The sequence below is a fragment of the Bacillus sp. RE35 genome (assembly GCF_052146655.1).
In the GTDB taxonomy this organism is placed as follows: domain Bacteria; phylum Bacillota; class Bacilli; order Bacillales; family Bacillaceae_G; genus Bacillus_A; species Bacillus_A cereus.
Genome location: NZ_CP197377.1, coordinates 5,036,233 through 5,056,794 on the forward strand (window position 1 = coordinate 5,036,233; position 20,562 = coordinate 5,056,794).

Consider the following 20,562-nt stretch of genomic DNA (forward strand, 5'->3'; position numbering starts at 1 on the left):
AGGTGTTTATATGACTGTTATCGCTAGCGTAAAAACTTGCCTTGCTAGTGTAAGGGGCGCTCAAGCAAGTTTAAGCTCCCTTTCATTAAATTCACAAGACGAAGAATCAAAACGCGTATTTCATGAATGTATGTTAGAAATGGACAGCGTCATCGCTGATTTAAAGGATAGAATTTCAGTATTAGAACGTGAAGAACCTCAATATAAAGGGTTTTAAGTAGACTGGAGGAAACGACTATGTCTCACCTGCCGGAATGGACACTTGTCATTCTTCGCTCTGTATTCATATTAATTATTTTATTCGCTATTACGAAATGGTTAGGGAAAAGACAAATCTCTCAGCTTTCCTTTTTTGAATACATAGCCGGAATGACGATTGGTGACATCGCTGCCCAAGTATCTACAGGGCTCGATTCAAAATTTTTTCACGGTGTCTTTGCAATACTCATTTTCGCTGTGGTACCTTTTTTAACAGGAATCCTCTCTTTAAAGAACAAAACAGCTCGGGACTTCTTTGAAGGAAAATCTACCGTATTAATAAAAGACGGAAAGATACTCGAAGATAATTTAAAGAAAGAAAAATATACGAGTGACGAATTACTGGAACTTCTCCGTGGAAAAAGTGCGTTCAGCGTAGCTGAAGTCGAATTTGCTGTCTTAGAACCGAGCGGAGAATTAAATGTATTATTAAAGAAAGATTCTCAGCCACTTACAGCAAAAGACATCGGTTTAAAAGTACCAAACGAGAAAGAACCACAAACTGTTATTATGGATGGAAATGTACTAGATGAACCTCTTTCAGCAAGCGGACATAACCGCGCTTGGCTACATTCAGAATTAGAAAAAATCGGTGTTGTTATTGAAAATGTCTTCCTCGGTCAAGTGGATTCATACGGACAACTTACTATCGACATTTACAATGACAAACTCCAAATGCCTTCTCCTCAAAACAAACCTTTATTATTAGCATCTTTAAAAAAATGTCATGCTGATCTTGAACTATTTTCCCTAGAAACAAAGTCGAAGTCAGCAAGCGAAATGTATAGTAAAAACGCGAAACAAATCGAAAAGATTTTAAATAAAGTAACCTATCTTTTAAAAGACTAATTATCGAAAGAACGCTTCAGTTAAAAGGCGTTCTTTTCTTTTTTCTCCAGTTTTCGTAACGTTTAAATTTATGTAATTCGGTTATGATGTTGAAGATACATAAGCAGGGAATTTCGAAAACATAGCGAATATTTCATGGTACAACTACATATTTTTTTGATTTAAAGTGGTTTCGTTTGACCTTTATTGACCATAATTGTATTATAAGACTAAGAAAGCTTTATAAGGAGGAAATAACAGATGAATTTAATTCCTACAGTAATTGAACAAACAAATCGTGGAGAACGCGCTTACGATATTTACTCTCGACTATTAAAAGACCGCATCATTATGCTTGGTAGTGCAATTGATGACAACGTAGCTAACTCAATCGTTTCCCAGCTTTTATTCTTGGAATCTCAAGATCCAGAAAAAGATATTCACATCTACATCAACAGCCCTGGTGGTTCTATCACAGCGGGTATGGCAATCTATGATACAATGCAGTTTATTAAGCCACAAGTATCAACAATCTGTATCGGTATGGCTGCATCTATGGGTGCATTCTTACTTGCAGCAGGTGAAAAAGGAAAACGTTATGCACTTCCAAACAGTGAAGTAATGATTCACCAACCACTTGGTGGAGCACAAGGTCAAGCGACTGAAATCGAAATCGCTGCAAAACGTATCCTATTCTTACGTGAAAAACTAAACCAAATTCTTGCTGACCGCACTGGTCAACCACTTGAAGTACTACAACGCGACACAGACCGCGACAACTTCATGACAGCAGAAAAAGCTTTAGAATACGGTTTAATCGATAAGATCTTTACAAATCGTTAATAACTAAAAGCGGAAGCGGCTCATTCAGAATCACAGGGCGATGGAGCACCTGATTCCGAGGCGCTTTTTGCCTCGAATGAAGGGGCGAAGCGACCGGAGATTCTAACCGCTGGAGCTGGATATAACTAAAAGTGGAAGCGCCCTATAATTGGGCGCTTCTTTTATATATTGTTCCCCGCTCACATACCCCATCCAGTATCCCTCTAAATATATCAACGATTTTTCAATTATATCGAACAAAACTTAAATTATATCAACGATTTTTTTAATATATCAACGGTTCGACACAACATATCGATTTACCGACAATCTACGACAAGGACAAACCACCTACATACCCCCTATCCCGAAAACTCCCTTTAAGTAAACCGCAAAAACAAAAAGCTATCGCATATACGCGATAGCTTCTTATTGTACATATGCAGCTAATGCTTCTAAAGCCTCTTCTGCATCTGAACCTTCTGTTGTAATTGTTATCATGCTTCCAGTTCCAATTGCTAAGCTCATAATCCCCATTATGCTCTTTGCATTTACTGTCTTTCCATCTTTCTCGATGAAGATATCTGCATGAAAGCGATTTGCCTCTTGTACAAACAACGCAGCCGGACGTGCTTGTAAACCGTTTTTTAATGAAACCTGAACTCGTTTTTGAACCACAGCTCCATTTCCCCTTTAACCTCTTATTTTTTTACTAACGTTTCCCCCGCGCGTAATTTCTCTGCGATTTCATCGATTTTACGCAAACGATGATTAATACCCGACTTACTAATCTTCCCCCCGGATACCATCTCACCTAACTCTTTCAATGTTACATCTTGATAATCTCTTCGTAATTGTGCAATCTCTTGTAATTTATCCGGCAAAATATCAAGACCAACTGTCTCATCAATATAACGAATATTTTCAATCTGTCTTAGTGCTGCACCAATTGTTTTATTTAAATTAGCTGTTTCGCAGTTCACTAAACGATTTACAGAATTACGCATATCACGTACGATTCGAATATCTTCAAATCTTAAAAGTGCATTATGAGCACCTATAATATTTAAAAACTCTGTAATTTTTTCTGCTTCTTTCAAATACGTAATGTACCCTTTTCTTCTTTCCAACGTCTTACTATTTAAATCAAATCCGTTCATCAGTTCACATATAGCATCATTATGTTCCTTATATAACGAAAAGATTTCTAAATGATAAGATGATGTTTCTGGGTTATTTACTGAACCACCTGCTAAAAATGCGCCACGTAAGTACGATCGTTTACAACATTTCTTCTCAATCAATTCTTGTGATATATTTCGAATAAATGAAAAGTCATCTCGAACGATATGAAGATCAGCTAATATTTCGCGAGACTTCTCAACAAGCCGCACAATATATACATTATTTTTCTTCAAGCGCATTTTTTTACGGACAAGCAATTCTACCGTCACGTCATATCCTTTTTTCAAAAGCGTATAAATCCTTCTTGCAATTGCCGCATTTTCCGTTTGAATATCGATAGATAGACGACGGTTTGAAAAAGAAAGCGACCCGTTCATTCGAAGTAACGCTGATAATTCTGCTTTCTCACAGCATTCCTTCATCTCAAGATTCGTCAACTCTTTCTTTGTTTCTGATGCAAATGACACAGTCAACACCTCCTTATACGATTATTATGGAACAAAATTCTTGTCCTATATGAATGAGGAGCGCTACCTCAAACGAGGCAACGCATATTTATAACAATGAATATAAAATGGACGCTAACTTTAACGTATCATGCCTTACAACATGATCATCATACTTCGCTAATCCCTCTTGAATAACATCAATATTATTTTCAACAAAACGTTCTTCATCCACTACAACTGGTGTAGACATTTCTTCCTCATATGACTTGCGTAATTCACAAGGAATCTCACGGTTATTTACAATTGCAGTATTGATAAATGGTTGCCCTAAATGATCGTGTAACGCCTGCACATGATCAAAAGCAGTATATCCCATCGTTTCACCCGCTTGTGTCATAACGTTACATACATATACCTTCTTCGCCTTTGCAGCAAGAACAGCGTCTCCAATTTTGTTAACAACTAAATTGGGCAATATACTCGTATACAAACTTCCAGGACCGAAAACAAGTAAATCAGCTCGTTTAATCTCAGCCAACGTTTCATGCAATGGCTCTACATCTTCTGGAGTTAAAAAGACACGATTAATCTTCTTTCCGTAATAAGGAATCTTTGATTCACCTGTTACAATTTCCCCATCTTCAAGTTCCGCATGAAGTACCGCACTTTGATTCGCTGCTGGTAATACACGTCCTCTGACATTTAATACTTTACTTGTTTCTGTAATTGCATGGAAAAAGTCTCCTGTAATCGAGGTCATACCTGCCAACAATAGATTTCCTAACGCATGACCTTTCAGTCCGTCTCCTGTTGTGAAACGGTGCTGAAATAAAGCTTCCACCAGTGGCTCTACATCCGATAACGCAACAAGTACGTTACGGATGTCACCTGGAGGTGGAATTTCTAGCTCATCACGTAATCTACCCGAACTGCCACCATCATCAGCAATTGTAACAACTGCTGTAATATCAACAGGATATTGCTTTAATCCCCTTAATAAAACAGAGAGTCCAGTTCCGCCTCCCATGATGACAATTTTAGGCTTTCTCTCTTTTTTCATCCCTTAATGGCCCTTTCTCTTCTCCACATCACGATGAGATACATGAACACTATACTCTGGTTTCAAATGTTTCCCAAGGTATTCTGTAAGCGTAACAGAACGATGCTGTCCACCTGTACATCCAATTGCAATTACAAGTTGACTTTTGCCTTCTCTTTTATAATGAGGCAGCATGAAAGTAATCAGATCCGTCAACTTCTCTAAAAACTTATGTGTCTCATTAAATTTCAGTACATACGAAGAAACTTCTTCATCTAGTCCTGTTAATGGCTTCATGTGTGGAATGTAATATGGATTTGGTAAAAAACGAACATCAAATACTAAATCTGCATCAATTGGAATACCGTACTTAAATCCAAATGACATAACATTTACACGAAATGCTTGCTCAGTTTCTGTTGAGAACAAGTGAACAATTTTTTCACGTAATTCTTTCGGTTTTAAATCCGATGTATCAAGCACAATATTCGCTCGTGCCTTCATATCTGTTAATAAATTACGCTCTGCTTCGATTCCCTTTAACGGCAAACCAGTTGGTGCAAGTGGATGCGAACGTCTCGTTTCTTTATAACGAGTTACAAGCGTACTATCTTTCGCATCTAAAAATAAAATATGAGGAATAATCCATGTACGTTCTGATAAATCATCAAGTGCTCCCCATAAATGTTCGAAAAACTCGCGGCCACGTAAATCAATACCAAGTGCCACTTTATTCATTTTCCCTTTTGAATCCGCCATAAGCTCAATAAACTTTGGCAATAACATCGGTGGTAAATTATCCACACAAAAATATCCTAAATCTTCAAAACTTTGTAAAGCTACTGTTTTTCCAGCTCCAGACATCCCTGTAATAATTACCATTTTTATATCATTATTCTCTGTCATTGTATCCTCTCCTTGACGGTTTAACTCGGATCTAATCGATATGAAAGCAACTCAAAATCTGGGGTATATACAAATGTACCGTAGATTATGCCATTTCCTTTAATTAAATAATCAATAATGTGATAATCTCCTGGCGCCATTGCTAAATCATCAATTTTATCAAATGTATGCCAACCAATGATGCCTTCTTCGCTCTCTAGTTTGTTTTCTCCTGCAAAATCTGTCGCTAAAAAGGAGAACATCATCCATTCAGAAACAACTTTATCACCTTCTTGGATGACAAAGGTGAAGACCCCCTTTAACGCTGGGTTTTTCAAATAAATACCTGTTTCTTCACGATACTCGCGAACAACGGAATCTCTTACAGTCTCACCACGCTCCATTTTCCCGCCTGGTGCAACCCACCAATTTCGGCGAGGTTTTTGGAGTAAGAGTACTTCATTATCTCTAATTAACACACAGTTTGTCACTCTTTGCATGTTTCTTCACCTCAGCTACTTGCAGTAAAATTTCTCACTGCATACTTCTTTCATTATACTATCAAAAACAGTTTGCTACAACGAAGGAGCCAGTCCTCTTTCGCTAAGCATATGCTACTCAGCAATTTTAAAAAAGCTTTCTATAACAAGTAATGTAAATGCTTATACTTTGAATGAATAGCATGAAAAATCCCCTTAACGATTTTTATCGCCAAGGGGATTAAAGTACTTATTTCTTACCGAAATAAGTAACAATCGCAAATCCTAAAATAAAGGTAATAATTGAACTTATAATTGAAAATCCGCCAGTCGGAATCCCAGGGAATACAATTACAATCGAACCGATTACAAGTCCAATAATTGCCGCAAATGTCATACTTTTATAACGATCTAATAAAAAACTAATGCCTTTACTACTTACAACAAATCCAACCATAACACCAGCACCGATAACCACGATTAAAGGTAAGTTAAGTGTAGTTAAAGCGTTAATTGCTGTTGGATACACACCAATAATTAATAAAATAAACGATCCACTAATTCCAGGAAGCAGCATGGCCATACTAGCCATCCATCCTGCGAAAAATAAACCAATTGCATTTAAAATTGTTAACGTCGTAATTGGATCTGCTGCCTTATCTGGTTTAAAGAAAGCTGTAATCGCAACAAGAATTGCTGCAACTATTAATAAAACGATGTGCTTACCTTTAAACGACGACTTTGCATCAGCTTCCCTCATTAACATCGGTAATATACTAATAATTAAACCGAGAAAGAAAAATTGAGTCGGTTCATAATGATTTGCAAGTAAATATTTAATAACGTGACTTAACGTTAAAAATGCCGCTGCCACACCAGCTGCAAGTGGAATTAAAAATCCTAAATGTTTTTTCCATTCACGACTAAAGAATCCACTAATTGCCGCAAGCAATTGTTCATAAATCCCTAACACAACAGCGATTGTACCGCCGCTCACACCAGGAATTAAATCACTAACGCCCATACAAAATCCACGATATATATTACGCCATTCCATACTGAATAAATTCCTCATTTCTTATAGTGATTTTTTCCGTAAAGTCCAGTATATCAATAAGAAAGCTTATAATCCTTATATTTTTTGACAAAACTTTGACATTTTCACACAAAAAAAGAAGAAAGCTCCTGTCGGTAGCTTTCTTCTCACAAGGTATATTATCCCTTATTTTTCTGATACAGTTTTTAATTCCTCTAATAATTCTTCTACGTAATGTTGTGCACTTTGCGCTGCAATACTACCGTCACCTGTTGCAGTTACAATTTGACGAAGCATTTTTTCACGAACATCACCAGCTGCGAAAATACCAGGAATTTTCGTTTCCATACGCTCGTTCGTTTCAAGGTAACCATTTTCATTTGTAATACCTAGTTCAACAAATGGTTTTGATAAAGGTAACATACCGATGTATACGAATACGCCGTCAGTTTTGACTTCTTTCTCTTCTCCACTATTTACGTCCACAAGTGTTACACTTCCTACTTTACCACTTGCTTCGTTGATTTCTTTTATCGTGTGGTTCCAAATGAAATCTACTTTTTCGTTTTGGAAAGCACGGTCTTGTAAAATTTTCTGTGCACGAAGCGTGTCACGACGGTGAACGATCGTTACTTTTGATGCGAAGCGCGTTAAGAACACACCCTCTTCAACAGCAGAATCTCCGCCGCCAATTACGATAAGTTCTTTTCCTTTAAAGAATGCTCCGTCACATACTGCACAATATGATACACCGCGGCCGCCAAGTTCTGTTTCACCCGGTACACCAATTTTTTTATACTCTGCACCGCTTGCAACGATAATTGCACGTGCTTTATATTCTTTTTTACCAGCAATAATTGTTTTGTATTCCTTACCATCGATGACTTCTTTCACATCACCGTATGCATATTCAGCACCAAATTTCTTCGCATGCTCGAACATTTTATTTGATAAATCTGGTCCTAAAATAGACTCATAACCTGGGTAGTTTTCTACATCTTCCGTGTTTGCCATTTGGCCACCTGGAATACCACGCTCAAGCATTAATGTGCTTAAATTTGCACGAGATGTATATACTGCAGCTGTCATACCAGCTGGTCCTGCACCAATAATAACGACATCATAAATTTTTTCTTCTGACACACTATTCACTCCTATCCATTCCTACACAATTAAGTTACCCTCATTATACTGTTAGCATCATTTTTTTCCCAATGATTTGCTTATCTTATGTGTGCGTACGCTTAACAGCTTGCACATACTTTCGGACAGTCGCTACAGATACATTATATACATCTCCAAGCTCCGACTGTGTCATTTTATTTCCTTGTTCGCCGCGTACAATGTATTCAATCGCAGCTGACCAGCCGTACACATTTGTAAATATGTCTCCAGATGTATATAAACGTATGAACGTACAAAACCAAAAGTGTAAACACTCTTCAATTAATTCATCATCTTTTTTCGTATAATTGTATAATGCATCCGCGATTCTCGCGCACTGCTCAAATTGCTGTAAATCAGCTGGAATACTCTTATGACTATTAAGTAAAAAGAAGTACTTTGCAAGTTGTGATACGATGGGAACACCGTTCTTCGCTTGCGTTATATCAAAGAAGAATCCCACCTTCTCCGGCGTTGACAATTCATTCATTAAATATAAAGCTAGCATTTGTTCTTCTAGCGTCGCACTTTGCTGAAATGATTTTCGTAATTCTTCAAATAACATGTTTTGTCCTTCATCTGCTAAATTCAGCGCATTCCACGGTTCTTTTCCCTTTTTATCAGGATGCAATTCCACGACATATTGCCACATTTTTTCAGCTAGTTGCTGATCTTTCACCATATAAGCAGAATATGCAAACCAATAATAAAAACTAACGTCTCCCTCATATCCTTGACGCTTTAATAGTTTGAACCATTTATATGCATGCTCGAAATAACCAATTGTTGCAAGTGTAGTTCCCAGTTTCAAACGATGTTCAAATGAAATTGGATATACTGAAACTAGCTGTCCCGCTAATGCTTCTACTTGTTTATGCTCTCCAATTGAATATAGAAAAATAAGTGTATTACAAAGCGCATGTATATTACCAGGATTTTTCTCTAAAATCATTTCTGTTAACTTCAGCGCTTTGTCTACATTACCCGATTGAAAATGTGCAATGGCTAAATTATTATGACCTGACCAAAATTCCGGATAATCTTTCGTAACAATTTCTAATGTAGCAATTGCTTCTTCTAATTGTCCATTACGAATATAACGATTCGCTTCTTCCTGCATAACAATTAAATCATCTTCATCTTCAATCTCTTCCGCACCCATTGCTTCTTCTTCCATAATCTCTAGAAGTTCTAATGTATCTTCTACGAATTCCTTCTCTTTTGCAACTTCTAAATAGCGATCCGCATATTTCTTCGCCTGTTGAAATAACCCCATATATGCATAATTATTTGCAATAAAATAATAGCACTGTTCAAGTTCAGGATTAGATCTAACTAACTTTAAGAAGGTTTGATTCGACTCTTGATATTCACCAGCCTCAGATAATACTGTTGCTAATTGACATAAAATAAACGGCTCCTTCTCACTTTGTGCCGCTCTTCGAAAATATTTAATTGCATCTTGCAATTTTTGTCCTTTGTAAGCTCTCATCCCTTTTTTATAAAAGAAGTCCGCTAATTGATTAAAAGAGATAACTTGTCCGTTCTCCTTATATATCCTTTGATTTTTCCCCATATATCCTCCAGTTTTTTGTTTTCTTCGTTCACACATTCTTCTATCTATAAGTATAAACGATTCCGTAAAAAACAAAACAGTATATTATACTCAATTATTTCCTTTTTATTCATAAAAAAAGAGGAGAAATGTTACATTTTCACCATGAACCTTCTCTGGCGGTCATTTGCTCTTTCGTATAAATAATACGCATTGGATTTCCACCTACGAAAGCACCGCTCGGTACATCTCTATGAACAAGTGTGCCAGCTGAGACAGTCGCACCGTCTCCAATTTTCACACCTGGTAATATTGTTACATTCGCTCCAATCATCACTTCATTTCCAATGACGATTTCCCCAAGTCGATATTCACGAATTAAATATTCATGTGCTAAAAGCGTTGTGTTATAGCCAATAATCGAATTCTCTCCCACAGTTATCTTTTCTGGGAACATAATATCCGGCATTACCATAAGCGCAAATGATGTTTTCTTTCCTACTTTCATCCGTAAAAAAGTGCGGTACAACCAATTCTTCACAGATAAAAATGGCGTGTAACGTGCAATTTGGATAATAATAAAGTTTTTCATTACCTTCCAAAAAGACACTGTTTTATACACATTCCATAATGAATTTTCTCCTGAAACAGGATAGCGCGTTGTCCGTCGCACTTAGCTCGCTCCTCTACTAACTTACTTGGACCTTTATGAACGGTTCATATTAGACAAAATCGGTAGCAAATCACTCATTTTATCTAGCATAAAGTCCGGCTTGTAAGCCTCTAAATACGCTCTACCTTTCAACGTCCATGAAACCGCAGCTGTTTTCGTCCCCGCATTTTGACCACCGACAATATCATGATGATTATCCCCAACCATCAATGCTTCTTCTGGTTTTGCATCTAATAATTCAAGCGCTTTTTGAAGTGGCTCTGGATGTGGTTTCACATGCTCTACATCATCAATTGTCACGACAACATCAAAAAATTCATCAAGCTTTGACAACTGTAATCCCATCTCAACGGTTTGTCTCGCTTTCGTTGTAACAATACCAACTTTATAACCTTGCTTCTTCAACTCTCGAACTGTTTCATATACAGTTTCATATTCTTCTACTAATTCATCATGATGATCATGGTTAAATTCGCGATAACTTGTAATCATCTCTTCAACCTTACTTTCATCAATCTTACTGAAAGTATCATGCAAAGATGGACCGATAAATGGCAACACATCTTCACGCTTATATTGATTTGGATAATATGTATTTAAAGTATGTAAAAAAGAAGAAATAATAAGTTCGTTTGTATTAATTAAAGTTCCATCTAAATCAAATAAAACTGTATTTATTCTCATCGACTTAGTCCTTTCGCCTTCCTGAATATGAAAGAAGCAGCATCTTATAATAAGATGCTACTTGTCTCTAATTTTCTAAATATCTTTTATCAGCTTGCCCCATTTTTCGTCTCACAATAATGAAAATAATAGAAATAACAACAAGTCCAATTGACATTACTTGTGCAATACGAAGTGGTCCTAGCATTAAACTATCTGTACGTAAGCCTTCTACGAAGAAGCGTCCTACTGAATACCAAATTAAATATGTGAAGAATAATTCCCCGCGACGTAAATTCACTTTTCTTAATGCAAGTAGTAAAATTACGCCTGCAAAATTCCATAATGATTCATATAAAAACGTCGGATGATAGTACACACCCTCAATATACATTTGATTAATAATAAAATCCGGTAAATGAAGACCTTCTAAAAACTGTCTCGTTACTTCATCACCATGCGCCTCTTGGTTCATAAAGTTTCCCCATCGGCCAATTGCTTGTCCTAGTAAAATACTTGGTGCAGCAATATCAGCCAACTTCCAGAAAGAAAGTCCGCGTCGTTTCGCAAAAAGAACACCTGTAATAACAGCCCCGATTAAACCACCATGAATCGCCAAACCACCTTGACGAATATTAATAATTTGACTCGGATTTTGTGCGTAATATTCCCATTCAAAAATAACATAGTACATTCTCGCAAAAAGAATAGCGATCGGTACTGCAATTAATACAAGGTCAACAAATGTATCTTTTGGAATACCTAGCCTTTCTCCCTCGCGAGTTGCCAGCCAAAGACCTAATAGCACACCTGTACCGATAATAATCCCGTACCAATACACAGGAAACGGCCCAAGTTGGATAGCTACACGGTCAAGCTGTGGTACAGAAGCTAACAGCATATGTATATGACCTCCCTCTCCAAAGTTTACTCCTGATTTCCTAACTCAATTGCACTCATTAATCGTTCAGAGAACTGCTGTGCTGCATTGACTCCCATGCGTTTTAAACGGAAGTTCATCGCTGCTACTTCAATAATAACAGCCAAGTTTCGACCAGGACGAACTGGAAGTGTAATCTTCGTAAGCTCTGTATCAATAATTTTCATCTTCTCTTCATCAAGACCTAGGCGATCGTAATTTTTCTTTTGATCCCAAATTTCAAGATTAATAACAAGTGTAATACGCTTATAATTTCGTACTGCCCCTGCACCGAATAACGTCATAACGTTAATGATACCTAGACCACGAATTTCTAATAAATGCTCGATTAAATCTGGTGAGCTTCCGACTAACATGTCTTCATCTTCTTGACGAATTTCTACACTATCATCCGCAACAAGACGGTGACCACGCTTTACAAGCTCAAGAGCTGTCTCACTTTTACCAACACCACTTTGACCTGTAATTAAAACACCAACACCGTAAATATCTACTAACACACCATGAACAGCAGTTGTTGGTGCTAACTTACCTTCTAAATAGTTGGTTAAACGACTTGATAATCTAGTTGTCGTTTGAGAAGAACGTAATAAAGGCATACCTGATTCACGTGATGCTTGTAATAACTCATCTGGTACATCTTGATTACGAGTTACAATAATACATGGCGTCTCCTCAGTACAAAGCGCTTTCATTCTCTCTTGTTTTTGCTCTGACGTTAACGTGTCAAAGAACGTAAGCTCCGTCTTTCCAAGAAGCTGCACACGATCTGCTGGATAATATGTAAAAAATCCTGCCATTTCAATTCCAGGTCGTGATAAATCACTTGTATCAATCGGACGATGAATGCCTTCTTCACCACTGATTAACTCCAATTGAAATTGTTCAATTAAATCTTTTGTCCTTACTTTCGGCATATGTATAAACCTCCACTCCGCTGCGGGTTCAGTCTCGTTTGATGTAAAATTCCATTCTATCGGATATTGTACCATTTTTTTCTGGAAACAAGAAATACGGTTTCTAATAAATAGAAAAAAACATTTCATACGAATAATGAAATGTTTTTCTTTTTGTCACTTTCTCTTTTTTTCATATAGAGGTTCAACAATTGCCTTTTCAATTATCATATTAAAAATTGAAATACAAATTGCCGCAACAATCGCTACACCAAATCCTGATATATTAAAAGCATCTCCTAATAATGAATCTGCTATTTTTAACGTAATCGCATTAATAACAATTAAGAAGAAGCCGAAAGTTACAACAGTAATTGGTAGCGTAATTAAAATTAAAAATGGCTTTACGAACACATTTAAAACCGCCAATATAATACTCGCAATAATTGCAGTTTGTATATTTGCTACGTAAAATGCATCTGGTGCAATCCCTTTTAAAAGTCCCGATACAGCGATTAACACAACGCTATTTACAAGAAGTGATACAATCCATCTCATTTCGTCACACATCCTTTTAAACATATATATTTCATCATACGCTAATAGATAATAAACGCAAGTATGATACAAACACTTATATCAACTTATTCTATCTTTCATGCTTGTATACCTACTAACATGCTTACCAGTTTTTCCTCGTAAAATAAAAACCGAGCGTCATTTCCACTCGGTTTTCATCAATAAACTTATTGCGATAACTCTACTTCTTTTATTTTCTCTTTCATTCTTGCTTTATCACGATTTAAAATCTCTTTTAAATACTTACCTGTGTATGAGCGTTCTTCTTTCACTACTTGCTCTGGCGTTCCGGAAGCAACGATTTGTCCACCTTTATCTCCGCCCTCTGGTCCAAGGTCAACGATATAATCCGCTGTTTTAATTACATCTAAATTATGTTCAATTACAAGTACCGTCTCACCGCTCTCAACAAGACGTTGCAGCACTTCTAGAAGACGTGCAATATCATGCGCATGCAAACCAGTCGTTGGCTCATCTAAAATGTATAACGTACGACCTGTAGAACGACGGTGTAATTCAGAAGCTAATTTCACACGCTGTGCTTCCCCACCAGATAATGTTGTTGCTGGTTGACCTAATTTCATATAACCAAGCCCAACATCTACAAGAGTTTGAAGTTTACGCTTAATTTTAGGAATATTGGCGAAGAATTCTACTCCATCTTCAATTGTCATCCCTAACACTTCAGAAATATTCTTATCTTTATATTTCACTTCTAACGTTTCACGATTATATCGTTTACCATGACAAACTTCACACGGAACATACACATCTGGTAGGAAATGCATTTCGATTTTAATAATTCCATCACCACGGCACGCTTCACAACGGCCACCTTTTACGTTAAAGCTGAAACGTCCTTTTTGATATCCGCGCACTTTCGCTTCATTCGTTTGTGCAAACACATCACGAATATCATCGAATACACCTGTGTACGTCGCTGGATTAGAACGTGGTGTACGACCAATTGGTGATTGATCAATATCAATTACCTTATCTAAATGTTCAAGACCTTTAATCTCTTTATGAGTACCTGGCTTCGCTTTCGCTTTATATAACTTTTGAGCTAACGATTTATATAATACTTCATTAATCATCGTACTTTTACCAGAACCAGATACCCCTGTTACCGCTACAAACGTACCGAGTGGGAATGACATTTTCGCATTCTTTAAGTTATTCTCTTTTGCGCCGACAATCTCTACTTTACGTCCATCACCTTTACGTCTTTCAAGTGGAACTGGAATAAACTCTTTACCACTTAAATACTTCCCTGTTAATGAATTCTCATCTTGCATAACTTCAGCCGGCGTCCCCGCTGAAACGACCTGTCCACCGTGAATACCTGCACCAGGCCCTATATCAAGTAAATAGTCAGCAGCCATCATCGTATCTTCATCATGTTCAACAACGATTAACGTATTACCTAAATCGCGCATTTCTTGCAATGTACGAATAAGACGATCGTTATCACGCTGGTGTAAACCAATTGAAGGCTCATCAAGAATATAAAGTACGCCAGTTAGACGAGAACCAATTTGCGTCGCTAAACGAATACGCTGCGCCTCACCACCTGATAAAGTTCCTGCAGCACGACTTAACGTTAAATAATCTAAACCAACGTTCACTAAGAATCCAACGCGCTCCTGAATTTCTCTTAAAATTAAATGAGCTATTTTTTGTTGCTTCTCCGTTAGCTCTACATTCGAGAAGAATTCTTGTACTTCTTGAACTGAATACTTCGTTACGTCAGCAATCGTTTTATTGCCAACAAATACAGCTAAACTCTCAGGCTTTAAGCGTCCACCTTTACACTTTGGACAAGCTTGTTCTGCCATATACTTTTCCATTTGCTCACGAATGTAATCGGAACTCGTTTCACGATAACGACGTTCAATGTTTGGAATAACACCTTCAAATAAAATCTCATTTTCCTTTACTTGACCAAATTCATTTACATAGCGGAAATAAACCTTCTCTTCCCCGCTTCCGTACAACACTTTATCAAATAAATCTTTCGGTATATCTTTCACAGGAATATCCATATCAACGCCGTAGTGATTACATACAGATTGTAAAAGTTGTGGATAGTATTGTGAACTTGTCGGTTCCCAAGGTGCAATCGCATGTTCATTTAATGATAAATCCCAGTTCGGGATAACAAGCTCTAAATCTACCTCTAGCTTTGAACCAAGTCCATCACAAGAAGGACATGCTCCGAACGGACTATTGAATGAGAACATACGCGGCTCTAATTCTCCAATTGAAAAACCACAATGCGGACAAGCGTGATGTTCACTAAACAGAAGTTCCTCTTCTCCCATAACATCGATTAACACTCGTCCCCCGCCAAGCTTTAATGCACTTTCAAGTGAATCAGCAAGACGGCTTGCGATCCCTTCTTTTACAACAATACGGTCAATTACAACTTCAATGGAATGCTTCTTGTTTTTATCTAACGCAATATCTTCAGATACATCAAGCATTTCACCGTCAACGCGAACACGAACATAACCTTGCTTCTTAATATCTTCAAGTACTTTTACATGCGCACCTTTTCGCCCAGAAACGATAGGCGCTAACACTTGTAATTTCGTACGTTCAGGATATTCAAGAACACGGTCTACCATCTGCTCTACTGTTTGTGACGTAATTTCAATGCCATGATTCGGACAAATTGGCGTACCAATTCGTGCAAATAATAAACGTAAGTAATCATAAATCTCCGTTACCGTTCCGACAGTTGAACGTGGATTACGACTCGTCGTTTTTTGATCGATTGAAATTGCTGGTGACAATCCTTCAATCGTGTCCACATCTGGCTTATCCATTTGTCCTAAAAACTGGCGCGCATACGCAGATAATGATTCTACGTATCTGCGCTGCCCTTCTGCATAAATCGTATCAAATGCTAATGATGATTTCCCCGAACCAGACAATCCCGTTACAACGACAAGCTGATTTCTCGGAATGGTTACATCAATATTTTTTAAGTTATGTGCTCTAGCACCTTTTACAACGATAAAATCCTTGCTCTTACTCACTTTTTTCACCCTTCCGCTTTTAATTCTAATAGTAAATCTCTTAGTTCAGCTGCACGCTCGAAGTCTAACGCTTTTGCTGCTTCTTTCATCTCTGCTTCCATCTTCGCAATTGTCTTTTCGCGCTCTTTTTTCGTCATTTTCTTAGCAGGAGTTGCTTCGTATGTTTCTGTCTCTTCAGCAGCTGTCGTTGCACGGATAACATCACGAACGCCTTTTTGAATCGTTTTCGGCGTAATACCATGCTCTTCATTGTAAGCTTCTTGTATACTACGACGACGCTTCGTTTCTTCAATCGCAATTCCCATAGATTTCGTTATACGATCTGCATACATAATAACGCGGCCGTTTTCATTACGCGCGGCACGACCGATTGTTTGAATTAATGAACGTTCTGAACGCAAGAACCCTTCCTTATCAGCATCTAAAATAGCTACAAGTGATACTTCCGGAATATCTAATCCTTCTCGCAATAAGTTAATGCCGACAAGTACATCAAATTTACCGAGGCGAAGATCGCGGATAATTTCAATACGTTCTAACGTTTTAATTTCAGAGTGAAGATAGTTAACTTTAATTCCTACATCTTTTAAGTAATCCGTTAAATCCTCTGACATTTTCTTCGTTAAAGTCGTAATTAATACACGTTCATTTTTTGCAATACGATCTTGAATCTCTCCTAATAAATCGTCAATTTGCCCTTCAATTGGTCGTATATCAATTGGTGGATCTAAAAGCCCTGTTGGACGAATAATTTGTTCTATTACTTCTGGCGACTGCTCTAACTCATACGGTCCTGGCGTTGCTGAAACATAAATAACTTGATTCGTTTTCTCTTCAAACTCATCGAATGTGAGCGGTCTATTATCTAAAGCTGACGGCAGACGGAATCCATGATCCACAAGCACTTGCTTACGCGCTTGGTCCCCGTTATACATCGCTCTTACTTGTGGTACTGATACGTGCGATTCATCCATAACGATTAAGAAATCTTTCGGGAAATAGTCTAATAGCGTATACGGCGTTGCCCCCGCTGGACGAAGTGTTAAATGACGGGAGTAGTTTTCAATACCTGAACAAAATCCCATCTCGCGCATCATTTCTAAATCATAACGTGTACGCTGTTCTATACGCTGCGCTTCTAACAACTTGCCGTTATCATTTAATTCCTTTAAACGCTCTTCTAATTCTTTTTCGATATTTTCAATAGCGACCTTCATCTTTTCTTCACGTGTAACGAAGTGAGATGCTGGGAAGATTGCTACATGATCACGTTCTGCTAATACTTCACCTGTTAACGCATTTACTTCACGAATACGATCGATTTCATCACCGAAAAATTCGATTCGAATACAATGCTCATCAAGTGATGCCGGGAAGATTTCAACTACATCTCCTCGCACACGGAATGTACCACGCTTGAAATCAATATCATTACGTCCATACTGTACATCAACAAGTTCACGAAGCAATTGATTACGGTCTTTTTCCATACCAACTCGAAGCGAAACAACTAGCTCGCGGTATTCTTCTGGAGAACCTAAGCCATATATACAAGAAACACTCGCAACAATAATTACATCGTCCCGTTCAAATAATGCAGACGTTGCCGAGTGACGCAATTTATCAATTTCATCATTAATCTGCGCATCTTTTTCAATAAACGTATCTGTTTGTGGTACATACGCTTCTGGCTGATAATAATCGTAGTAACTAACAAAATATTCAACTGCATTATTCGGGAAAAAGTCTTTCAACTCACTATATAACTGCCCTGCTAACGTTTTATTATGAGCCATAACAAGTGTTGGCTTTTGCACTTCTTTAATGACATTTGAAATCGTAAATGTCTTACCCGTTCCTGTTGCTCCAAGCAACACTTGCTTTTTCTTTCCACTATTAATTCCCTCTACAAGCTTCTCTATAGCTACCGGCTGATCACCTTGCGGGGAATACGCTGAGACAATTTCAAATTGACGTTCCAAGAAAATCCGACCTCCTCATAAAAATCTGTATTATTATTTTACCACGAATACCTATAAAAAACCTAAAAAAACGAACAGATATTCGGTAAAGTTTTCGACAATATACACATAGAAAAAGGAAGGAGTAAATACTTCCTTCCTCTACTAACTCTATTTTTTTGATACATATAATAAGTCATATCCATTGCGTCCATCTTCATTCGTACAATCTGTTAACCGATAAGTACTTTCTGATTCGCGCTGCTCTTTAACAATACTTTTACAACTATCTTTATGTAATCCTTTATGGTCACCAGCAAACTTGTCTTGTCTACTATCTAACACATAAAGGATATCTTTCCCACTATGCTCTAACGTTTGAAAAACCGGGTCACCTTCATCGGTATACTGTACAATTCTTATTTTATCAACTTTCCCTTGATCAACGTTCATAACGAACTGTTCGAATTTATCTAGATTGGAAGTTCCTACTCCCTTTACAATGACATCATTCTTCTTATCAATTGTAGTGCTAGATGGTGAACATGCTACTAAACTAAAGAGAAATAGACATATACAGCTGATTCTTTTTTCTATTGTCATCCTCTCCTATAAAAATTATTTGTATACCAGAAAAGCTACTTTCAACTATGAAAGTAGCTTTTCTTTTCCTTTCTCCTTCTTCGGAAAAATCACATATGAAAATGAAATTGCTGTATCAACTAAAAATACAATCGCCCACACTTGGCTCACGCGACTTGCAGCTTTATTTAAAACGATTCCCGATTCTAACCAATTACCCCATTGTTCAAATGGAATAAATCCATACGCGAAGAAAAAGAATATGTGCACACCAACGAATAAAACAAGATGTAATACCCAATTTTTTATTTCCTGCTTTGCATAGGCCATGCCTATTAATTCTACCTGTTCTTCAATAATAGGCGCCGGTTCATTACGCCATTTCGCAACTGATTTTTGTGCAAATATATCAAGCTTCTTCAAATCCTTTTTCCCGTAGAAAACTGCATACAATAAAATAATTACAGTAATAATTTGAAAGTTAGAGAACTTTCCTGTTTGATAATAGTCCACTACTCCTAAAGTTAAAATAAACACTTCATTTACGAGGAGTACAATTCCCATAATAAAACTCGCCTTTTTCAAACGGAATCCGTAGCGAAGTAAAAAGAAACCGATAGCTGATAACCAAAATACAATTTCTGCCCCAATTAAAAAATACCAACGATATTCTGCGAGTATGCTCATTTATCCTTCTCCCTTTCATCATAAATACGAAAAGCCTCATCCATATACACTAAAAGTTCTTCTTCAATTGGATACATGCTCATTTTCTGTGAATCTTCCTTCGATTTTCTAACTTCCCATAACTTATCTAAAAACGCTTCATCACCATTGGCCATTTCTAAACACTTCTGCATTAATCTCTTCATTGCCCCTTGTACCTCATCACTAGCAGCTTCTTTACCGTCTTTCATAAAAGTGCGTAATTGCTTTAATAAATCTACCCATTCTAAAACATTCGGATCTTCCTTACTCATGTTTGGTAAATTATGAAGCAATTTTTGTTCTTCCTTTGAAAATACTTCATTTTGAAATATTTCACGTATACGAGGAGACTGCTTCGAAAGCTGAATCAGTTCAAACATAACTTTCCAATCGAGTTCTCCCTCCACATCTACCGAATAAACAACTGCTTGTAAAACACTCTCCATTCGATTAAATTTCTTTTGTTCTTCCTGTACAAACCGAAGTTGTTTTTCAAGCGAATTTTTTAAATCCAGCTCACCTTTTACTAACATATTCGCAGTTTCTTTTAATGAAAATCCCATTTCTTTTAAAAATAAAATTTGTTGCAAACGAATAACGTCATTTTCACTATATAACCGATGTCCACCCTCTGTTTTTCCGCTCGGCTTTAATAAATCTATTTGATCATAATAACGTAGTGTACGTACTGTAACCCCTGTTTCTCTCGTCAATTCTTGTATTGAAATCACTACCATCACCTCTTCCCTTTCATTATAAAAGATGACGTTACGTAACTTTCAAGCTTTTTGTAAAAAAAATACAAAAAGCTGTTTA

At 37.2% G+C, this 20,562-nt stretch carries 21 protein-coding genes; 3 read left to right on the top strand and 18 right to left on the bottom strand.

Going from position 1 to position 20,562, the window contains the following annotated elements:
- The first annotated feature begins 10 nt into the window (after positions 1-10).
- The 3 genes from ACTL4X_RS25865 (at position 11) to clpP (ending at position 1,929) form a co-directional block, all read left to right on the top strand.
- Positions 11-217 carry a DUF1657 domain-containing protein gene (locus tag ACTL4X_RS25865; RefSeq protein WP_000215909.1) on the top strand — a complete coding sequence of 69 codons (207 nt, stop codon included), beginning with the start codon at positions 11-13 and terminating at the stop codon, positions 215-217.
- 20 nt (positions 218-237) lie between these two features.
- A complete protein-coding gene (locus ACTL4X_RS25870; RefSeq protein ID WP_000018922.1) occupies positions 238-1,107 on the top strand; it encodes a DUF421 domain-containing protein in 870 nt (289 codons plus the stop codon).
- 240 nt (positions 1,108-1,347) lie between these two features.
- Entirely contained in the window at positions 1,348-1,929 is a 582-nt protein-coding gene (gene clpP, locus ACTL4X_RS25875) for an ATP-dependent Clp endopeptidase proteolytic subunit ClpP (protein ID WP_001049162.1), read from the top strand.
- 408 nt (positions 1,930-2,337) lie between these two features.
- On the opposite strand, the gene ACTL4X_RS25880 is transcribed toward clpP, so the two are convergent.
- The 18 genes from ACTL4X_RS25880 to ACTL4X_RS25965 form a co-directional block, all read right to left on the bottom strand.
- Positions 2,338-2,586, bottom strand: a complete 249-nt coding sequence (locus tag ACTL4X_RS25880) for an HPr family phosphocarrier protein (RefSeq protein WP_000250307.1) — start codon at positions 2,584-2,586, stop codon at positions 2,338-2,340.
- 23 nt (positions 2,587-2,609) lie between these two features.
- Positions 2,610-3,560, bottom strand: a complete 951-nt coding sequence (gene whiA, locus ACTL4X_RS25885) for a DNA-binding protein WhiA (protein ID WP_000006558.1) — start codon at positions 3,558-3,560, stop codon at positions 2,610-2,612.
- 88 nt (positions 3,561-3,648) lie between these two features.
- Positions 3,649-4,602, bottom strand: a complete 954-nt coding sequence (locus tag ACTL4X_RS25890; protein ID WP_000712188.1) for a gluconeogenesis factor YvcK family protein — start codon at positions 4,600-4,602, stop codon at positions 3,649-3,651.
- A 3-nt stretch (positions 4,603-4,605) separates the two neighbouring features.
- A complete protein-coding gene (rapZ, locus tag ACTL4X_RS25895) occupies positions 4,606-5,487 on the bottom strand; it encodes an RNase adapter RapZ (protein WP_000138459.1) in 882 nt (293 codons plus the stop codon).
- A gap of 20 nt (positions 5,488-5,507) precedes the next feature.
- Positions 5,508-5,966: an NUDIX hydrolase gene (locus ACTL4X_RS25900; protein WP_001190080.1), complete on the bottom strand. Its 459-nt coding sequence runs from the start codon at positions 5,964-5,966 to the stop codon at positions 5,508-5,510.
- Between the two features lie 229 nt (positions 5,967-6,195).
- A complete protein-coding gene (locus ACTL4X_RS25905; protein WP_000455196.1) occupies positions 6,196-7,002 on the bottom strand; it encodes a DUF368 domain-containing protein in 807 nt (268 codons plus the stop codon).
- A gap of 165 nt (positions 7,003-7,167) precedes the next feature.
- Positions 7,168-8,124, bottom strand: coding sequence for a thioredoxin-disulfide reductase (gene trxB / locus ACTL4X_RS25910; protein WP_001288078.1), 957 nt, complete (start codon positions 8,122-8,124; stop codon positions 7,168-7,170).
- Positions 8,125-8,209: 85 nt separating this feature from the next.
- The gene (locus ACTL4X_RS25915) at positions 8,210-9,721 is read right to left on the bottom strand and encodes a tetratricopeptide repeat protein (RefSeq protein WP_000517739.1); all 1,512 of its coding nucleotides are present in this window, start codon (positions 9,719-9,721) and stop codon (positions 8,210-8,212) included.
- A gap of 139 nt (positions 9,722-9,860) precedes the next feature.
- Positions 9,861-10,373: an acyltransferase gene (locus ACTL4X_RS25920; RefSeq protein WP_001255070.1), complete on the bottom strand. Its 513-nt coding sequence runs from the start codon at positions 10,371-10,373 to the stop codon at positions 9,861-9,863.
- A gap of 33 nt (positions 10,374-10,406) precedes the next feature.
- Positions 10,407-11,057 (bottom strand): pyrophosphatase PpaX, encoded by a 651-nt coding sequence (gene ppaX / locus ACTL4X_RS25925; RefSeq protein ID WP_001222403.1) that lies wholly within the window; start codon positions 11,055-11,057, stop codon positions 10,407-10,409.
- 67 nt (positions 11,058-11,124) lie between these two features.
- Entirely contained in the window at positions 11,125-11,937 is an 813-nt protein-coding gene (gene lgt / locus ACTL4X_RS25930; protein ID WP_000922849.1) for a prolipoprotein diacylglyceryl transferase, read from the bottom strand.
- A 26-nt stretch (positions 11,938-11,963) separates the two neighbouring features.
- Positions 11,964-12,893, bottom strand: a complete 930-nt coding sequence (hprK, locus tag ACTL4X_RS25935) for an HPr(Ser) kinase/phosphatase (protein ID WP_001127250.1) — start codon at positions 12,891-12,893, stop codon at positions 11,964-11,966.
- A gap of 156 nt (positions 12,894-13,049) precedes the next feature.
- A complete protein-coding gene (locus ACTL4X_RS25940) occupies positions 13,050-13,430 on the bottom strand; it encodes a phage holin family protein (protein ID WP_001267308.1) in 381 nt (126 codons plus the stop codon).
- A gap of 188 nt (positions 13,431-13,618) precedes the next feature.
- Complete coding sequence (uvrA, locus tag ACTL4X_RS25945) at positions 13,619-16,495, bottom strand: excinuclease ABC subunit UvrA (RefSeq protein ID WP_000045559.1); 2,877 nt, start codon at positions 16,493-16,495, stop codon at positions 13,619-13,621.
- Between the two features lie 5 nt (positions 16,496-16,500).
- Entirely contained in the window at positions 16,501-18,477 is a 1,977-nt protein-coding gene (gene uvrB / locus ACTL4X_RS25950) for an excinuclease ABC subunit B (RefSeq protein WP_000441059.1), read from the bottom strand.
- A gap of 150 nt (positions 18,478-18,627) precedes the next feature.
- Positions 18,628-19,059: a DUF4362 domain-containing protein gene (locus tag ACTL4X_RS25955; RefSeq protein WP_086402107.1), complete on the bottom strand. Its 432-nt coding sequence runs from the start codon at positions 19,057-19,059 to the stop codon at positions 18,628-18,630.
- 45 nt (positions 19,060-19,104) lie between these two features.
- Positions 19,105-19,725 carry a hypothetical protein gene (locus tag ACTL4X_RS25960; protein WP_000025210.1) on the bottom strand — a complete coding sequence of 207 codons (621 nt, stop codon included), beginning with the start codon at positions 19,723-19,725 and terminating at the stop codon, positions 19,105-19,107.
- Positions 19,722-20,483: a MerR family transcriptional regulator gene (locus tag ACTL4X_RS25965; RefSeq protein ID WP_000260344.1), complete on the bottom strand. Its 762-nt coding sequence runs from the start codon at positions 20,481-20,483 to the stop codon at positions 19,722-19,724. Before ACTL4X_RS25965 ends, ACTL4X_RS25960 begins: the two co-directional genes overlap by 4 nt.
- Positions 20,484-20,562: the final 79 nt, after the last annotated feature.